Here is a 5,913-nt window from a genome sequence, read left to right on the forward strand (position 1 = left end):
ATTCACATAACAAGCAATTCAAGTGGATTCTCAACGCGTGGCAGTTTTACTATGCGTTGAGTAAAGTGTTTTATGGTGCAATGCAGCGGCTTGGCCAGTGCGTTGTTCACCACTTAATTGGGCGTTAAGTTTTAGGAGGTATGGGTGTCTCAGTTACTAGAAAAAATCAAAGGGCAAAGCTCTAGGATCAAAGAAAAAAGAGCCGAAGTGCTCAAGAAGTTAGAGAAGCTTGAAGAAGCTTTAACGGAGTCTCTTGACGGTATTGATGTTTGGGCTCGTTCAGCCCAAGAAACGTTGCAAATGATCGGACCTGATGACTGGGTTTATGGTTATCTTCAATTTAGTGATGGGGAATTAGAGGTTGCATATCGCTCGACTGAAGACGATTTTGTTGACTCTATGAATCAAGTCCCTGAGGACTATCAATCTTTTAAATGTAAGAGCATAAAGTCATGTTCAGTTGAATGGATTGAGCGATTGTCTAGAGACATTCAGATTAACTCGCTGTTAGGAAATATTGAGTGTGCACTGGCGTCAATTGAGAATAATACATCTGAATCGATTGACTCGTTAAACAAAGCATTAGACTCACAATCTGAAGATATTGCTTCTGAAACGATTAGCGCACTTAAGGATGTAAACTCTGATGAATTAATTAAAGTTTGGATTAAAGCTCGGAATACGATCCAGTCAGACCCATCAGACTCGATTACTAGGTCATCTAGTTATTTAGAGTCGGTATGTCGCCTTATCCTAAAGGAAACGGGTGAGCCATTACCAGCTAAGAAAGACATTACTAATCTTATAGGCGCAGCAATAAAGGCTCTGGACTTATCTACAGATCAGGAAGCTAACAGGGATATGACACAACTGTATGGTGGAATCAAAAGTATTTTTCAAGCAGTTGGTGCGATGAGAACTCATTTTGGTACAGCGCATGGCTTTACCCCTGGGGATTATGTAGCCCCCGAGCACTATGCAAGATTAGTTAGTGACGCTTCCGCTACAGCAAGCACCTATTTATTGCGTAGGCTGAAACAAAAAACTTAACAAACGCTTTAAGACGGATTCGCAACGCGTGGCATTTTACCATGCGTTGATTTTTGTGATTAAGGTGGTGTGCTGAAACATCGTATTGCGTTGCTCACCACTTAAGCGGGCGTTATGTTTTTAAAGAAAATTATAGCTTTAGCGGATTTTGGATAGCTGATATAAAAGTGTCGTACACATCATGAGGAATACGATATGGCTAGTTACGACGCTTATTTAATAGCTCTAGAAAATCGCGGTTTAGATAAAGTTAAAATTCAATGGTCTCAGGAAAAACATGGCAGACCCGGGTCTAAAACCTGGTATGTAGTGAAAGGTTGGATCGAGCAAGAAGAGAATAAAAAACTTAAACTAGAGAGCCAAGCTCAAGAATCCCTGAAGTTACAACAAACAGAACGTTCCATGAACATAGAGTTGGGAATGTTGTTTTTTACAGCAGTGACGGCTATCGCTTCATTTATTCAATTGGTTGCTTTGGCGTTGCAGCTACAAACATAACAAAGCGTTTAAGACGGATTCCCAACGCCTGACGTTTTCGGCTTACTTCAATTTAAGTGTTTATGTCACAATGGGTTAGGTAGGGTGGTAGCGTTGCTCACCACTTAACGCGGCGTTATGTGTTGGATGAGTTTTTGAGGTTAATTCTACGATTTCATTGAGAATTCGTTCCGTGTTTTCGGCAAGTTGGCTTGGTCGAAATGGATTCTTGAATAATCTGAGATTGATCGTTTTCAAGGTTCTTGGTTTGCCTCAATTGAGTTTTGGATCTGGTTTGTGTTGAGTTTTATCGGTTTCAAATCGCTTCAATTGAAATGTCTTTTTGACTGATTTGCTTGCTGACATTCAGCACTGAAAGTCTGGTGAAGCAAAAAGTTTAGCGGTTGCTGAAAGGGCGCTTTCTTTGTTGTTGATTCTGTAAGTGGTTTTCTTCGGCTAAGATCGCTGTGACATTTAGGTTTTGGTCAGCATCGTTTTTGTACGTAACTTATTCAGATCTCTTCATTTCCACGGTGGTTTACTTTGAATTCACGGTAAAATTCACATAACAAGCAATTCAAGTGGATTCTCAACGCGTGGCAGTTTTACTATGCGTTAGGTAAAGTGTTTTACGGTGCAATGCGGCGACTTGGCCAGTGCGTTGTTCACCACTTAATTGGGCGTTAGCCCACCTAATAATAAAGTTCTATGGAAATAACATAATGACAACAATATATTTTCCGAGCAGGTTTGATAGAGATACTCTTTCAGAATTTTTCGAAACACTAGATGAGCATCAAGACACTCCAGATGTTTGTTTAGACTGCTCGACACTTACTTATTCAAAGCCAACAGCTATGTTGGTGGCTGGTTCGAAAATCCGTGGTTGGGTGATGTCTAGGCATAAGCGTGGTATTAAAACTAGAAAAGCTGGAGATGATACTGCGTCTAATGTGCACTCCTATTTGATGCACGTTGGTTTCTTCGATTTCATTCATATGGGTTGTGGTAAACAAGTGGGAGAAGCCCGAGGTTCATCCTCATATTTGCCAATAACTAGAATTACTAAACCGGATTTTTCGGCTGGTGAACTGGCTCTAGAAAAGTGGTACGAAGATATTATGTCTGCCGTGCGTGGACTTGCTAAAGTCGTTTCTGGCACTTTAGAGGATACTCAGGAAAATCGCCTTTATAACTACGCCTTCAGAGAGATAATTAGAAACGTGTTTGAGCATTCCGGTGCAACAGAGTGTTATGTGTGTGGACAGCGTTGGTGGAATGGACAAGTTGAAATTACGGTGGTCGATGAGGGGGTTGGTATCGCTAATACTCTCAAAGAGTCTCAAGGGTGTATAACAGATGCAGAAAGTCTCCAGTTGGCGATCAAACCAGGTGTTTCCCGAACGACGAACATGAGTGAAGAAGATAACAAGTTTGATAACTCGGGTTTTGGTTTATATGTTCTGACTGAGCTAGCTTCAAGTTTTGGGTGGTATGTATTAGGTAGCTCTACGTCAAGAATCGTAGGTCATGGAAATAACATAGACGTTGAAGACCTGCAGTTCAATGGCACTTATTTTGGTATGCGTTTGCAAAGAGCGCCGTCTCAGTTCTCTGACCTATTGAATGATATTATCCAAACAGGTGAAAGCGAAGCTCAAGCAAGTGGTATTACGAGGAAAGCTTCGGGGATGTCAAAGTTACTCTAACTCGGTGGGCTAACAAAGCATTTAAGAGTGATTCGCAACGCTTGGCATTTTCGCTTCGCTCAAGTATAGCCAAGCGTCGCTCACACCTTAATGCAGCGTTAGCTGGGGTTAAGAAAAACGGTGAATTTAGGGTGGAAAGGCTTTCTGTTTTCTAGCTACACACCGGACAAATCTCAGCTTCTCAACTATCTCGCCAGTGGCACTTTTCGGGAAGTGTTTGAACTTAACGAAGTCTGCTTACGGGAAGTGTTGTGTTTGTTAAGTTCGTTGGTGCGGTTTCTTTGTTGTTGAAATTTATGAATGCCTAAATGTGTTTCGTGTGCACTGTCGTTGGCTTTTCCGATAGAATTCTTTGCAAATTATCATGCTCAGGAATGGGGATTTCCTCGGTCATTTCTTCTTTGCCAAGGGCATTTCGTGGATTAGGTTTTAATTTCACAGCTGTCCGTTTTACTTTGCCGTTTGAAAGCAATAATGTGTTTCAAATTAGGCAGTTTGGCGTAATTTGTTAGTGAAGGTGCAGCAGCTAACTAGGCGTTTAAGACGGATTCCCAACGCTTGGGAGTTTCGGCTCTAGGTTGAGTTTTGTGTTTAAGGCACAATGGTTTAGGATTGTGGTCGCGTTGCTCACCACTTAACGCGGCGTTAGCTGGGGTTAAGAAAAACGGTGAATTTAGGGTGGAAAGGCTTTCGGTTTTCTAGCTACACACCGGATAAATCTCAGCTTATCAACTACTCGCCAGTGGCACTTTTCGGGAAGTGTTTGAACTTAACGAAGTCTGCTTACGGGAAGAGTTGTGTTTGTTAAGTTCGTTGGCGCGGCTTCTTTCGTGTTGAAATTCATGAATGCCTAAATGCATTTCGTGTGCTCTGTCGTTGGTTTATTCGATAGAATTCTTTGCAAATTACCTGGCTCAGGAATGGTGATTTTCTCGGTCATTTCTTCTTTGCCAAGCGCATTTCGTGGATTAGGTTTTAATTTCACAGCTGTCCGTTTTACTTTGCCGTTTGAAAGCAATAATGTGTTTCAAATTAGGCATTTTGGCGTAATTTGCTAGCGAAAGTGCAGCAGCTAACTAGGCGTTTAAGACGGATTCCCAACGCTTGGGAGTTTCGATTCTAGGTTGAGTTTTGTGTTTAAGGCACAATGGTTTAGGATTGTGGTCGCGTTGCTCACCACTTAACGCAGCGTTAGGCTAATTAATCAAATTTGGTAGGTGAAATTGGATATCCAAGAGTATTTTAAGTATGTAGATAACCCCCATTTAATATATCAGGATGAGACAAGTCCGAAGACAGTGGAGGAACTGCGTGCTCGAATTGAAAAAGGTGAACGCTACTTTCAAGGGTTAACATTATCAAATCAAGACTTATCTAATTTTGATTTCTCGAATTTGAATTTATGTGGCGCAGATTTGCATGGGTCAAATTTAACTGGTTGCAATTTTTGCAATGCCACTTTACATAAAGCCGAGTTAAACCACTGTGATTTCACGGATGCAAATTTACCTGATGTTGATTTTAGTGAGTCAAATCTGAGTTGTGCAATATTCCATGACTCTCGCGTTACTCGCTGCAATTTTACTGAAGCTAAATTAGATCGCTGTAGATTTTCGGAGTCTGAACTCGAATCAAGTATCTTCAAGGACACATGGCTTTTAGATTCAAAATTTGTAAGCTGTGATTTAACAGGAGTTACTTTTGAAGCATGTTCATTTGACTATGGCGAGGTGTCAGACTGTAGCTTTTATGACACGAAGCTGTTGGACATAGATCTAGAACCATTTTGTAGCAATAATCAGAATGAGGTTAGCAGTTCTTATGTTGATTGGAAGTCTGTCGCACGTTCGCTATCCCAACCACAGTTATGCGATTTCTTAATATCTACAGGGATGCCAGAGTTGGTTAGTCTCTATTTAATAGACTCGGTTAAAACATTAGATCCGGAGATGTTGTTTAAGCTTATGCAAAAAGTATTTATTAGTTATGGCGGTCCAGATGCAGACTTTGCAAGAATGCTAAAGTCTGACTTAAATCGAAATGGAGTACAAACTTGGTTTTTCGAAGATGATGCTGAGTTTGGTCAAAAATTACATCAGATGATGAGGCAAAATATAGGCAAGTACGACCGTGTGATTCTTATATGCTCAGAACAATCTCTATCGCGTAATGGTGTCTTAAATGAGATTGAGCAAGCTTTAGCCAAAGAAGCTAGAGAAGGTGGTTCAAGCCGTATATTACCTTTGGCAACGGACGGTTTTGTATTCTCAGAACAGTTCAAGTCTACGGAAGTTGGTCAGGAATTGAATGATCGCGTCATAGGTGATTTTTCGAATCCCGAAAACTATGAAAGGAACTTAGTACGTTTGCTATCAACTTTAAGGATTAAAAAGCCTGATTCTATCGGTGTGTATGAGAATATTATTCCAAATTAGCCTAACAAAGCGTTTAAGACGGATTCCCAACGCATGGCGTTTTCGACTTTCTTCATTTTAAGTGTTTATGTCACAATGGTTTAGGTCGGGTGGTAGGCGTTGGTCACCACTTAACGCGGCGTTATGTGTTTGATGAGTTTTTAAGGTCAAAGCTACGATTTCATTGAGAATTCGTTCCGTGTTTTCGGCAAGTTGGCTTGATCGAAATGGATCCTTGAACAACCTGAGTTTGATGCTTTTCA

At 40.9% G+C, this 5,913-nt stretch carries 7 protein-coding genes; 4 read left to right on the top strand and 3 right to left on the bottom strand.

Annotated elements, in window-relative coordinates; genetic code table 11:
• Positions 1-144: 144 nt before the first annotated feature.
• From EYW48_RS20115 to EYW48_RS20125, 3 genes are all read left to right on the top strand, one after another.
• Positions 145-1,050 carry an abortive infection family protein gene (locus EYW48_RS20115; RefSeq protein ID WP_102983618.1) on the top strand — a complete coding sequence of 302 codons (906 nt, stop codon included), beginning with the start codon at positions 145-147 and terminating at the stop codon, positions 1,048-1,050.
• Positions 1,051-1,245: 195 nt separating this feature from the next.
• Positions 1,246-1,548 (top strand): hypothetical protein, encoded by a 303-nt coding sequence (locus EYW48_RS20120; RefSeq protein WP_277432942.1) that lies wholly within the window; start codon positions 1,246-1,248, stop codon positions 1,546-1,548.
• A gap of 701 nt (positions 1,549-2,249) precedes the next feature.
• A complete protein-coding gene (locus EYW48_RS20125; protein WP_277432943.1) occupies positions 2,250-3,236 on the top strand; it encodes an ATP-binding protein in 987 nt (328 codons plus the stop codon).
• A 304-nt stretch (positions 3,237-3,540) separates the two neighbouring features.
• On the opposite strand, the gene EYW48_RS20130 is transcribed toward EYW48_RS20125, so the two are convergent.
• Positions 3,541-3,675 (bottom strand): hypothetical protein, encoded by a 135-nt coding sequence (locus EYW48_RS20130; RefSeq protein WP_277432944.1) that lies wholly within the window; start codon positions 3,673-3,675, stop codon positions 3,541-3,543.
• Between the two features lie 411 nt (positions 3,676-4,086).
• Complete coding sequence (locus EYW48_RS20135) at positions 4,087-4,221, bottom strand: hypothetical protein (protein ID WP_276529233.1); 135 nt, start codon at positions 4,219-4,221, stop codon at positions 4,087-4,089.
• Between the two features lie 238 nt (positions 4,222-4,459).
• Between EYW48_RS20135 and EYW48_RS20140 the strand changes: the two genes are divergently transcribed.
• Positions 4,460-5,671 carry a toll/interleukin-1 receptor domain-containing protein gene (locus tag EYW48_RS20140; protein WP_277432945.1) on the top strand — a complete coding sequence of 404 codons (1,212 nt, stop codon included), beginning with the start codon at positions 4,460-4,462 and terminating at the stop codon, positions 5,669-5,671.
• A gap of 57 nt (positions 5,672-5,728) precedes the next feature.
• On the opposite strand, the gene EYW48_RS20145 is transcribed toward EYW48_RS20140, so the two are convergent.
• A partial coding sequence (locus EYW48_RS20145; protein ID WP_277432946.1) for a hypothetical protein occupies positions 5,729-5,913 on the bottom strand: 185 nt, incomplete at its 5' end.

This window comes from Vibrio sp. 1180_3, assembly GCF_029478545.1.
Taxonomy (GTDB): domain Bacteria; phylum Pseudomonadota; class Gammaproteobacteria; order Enterobacterales; family Vibrionaceae; genus Vibrio; species Vibrio aestuarianus.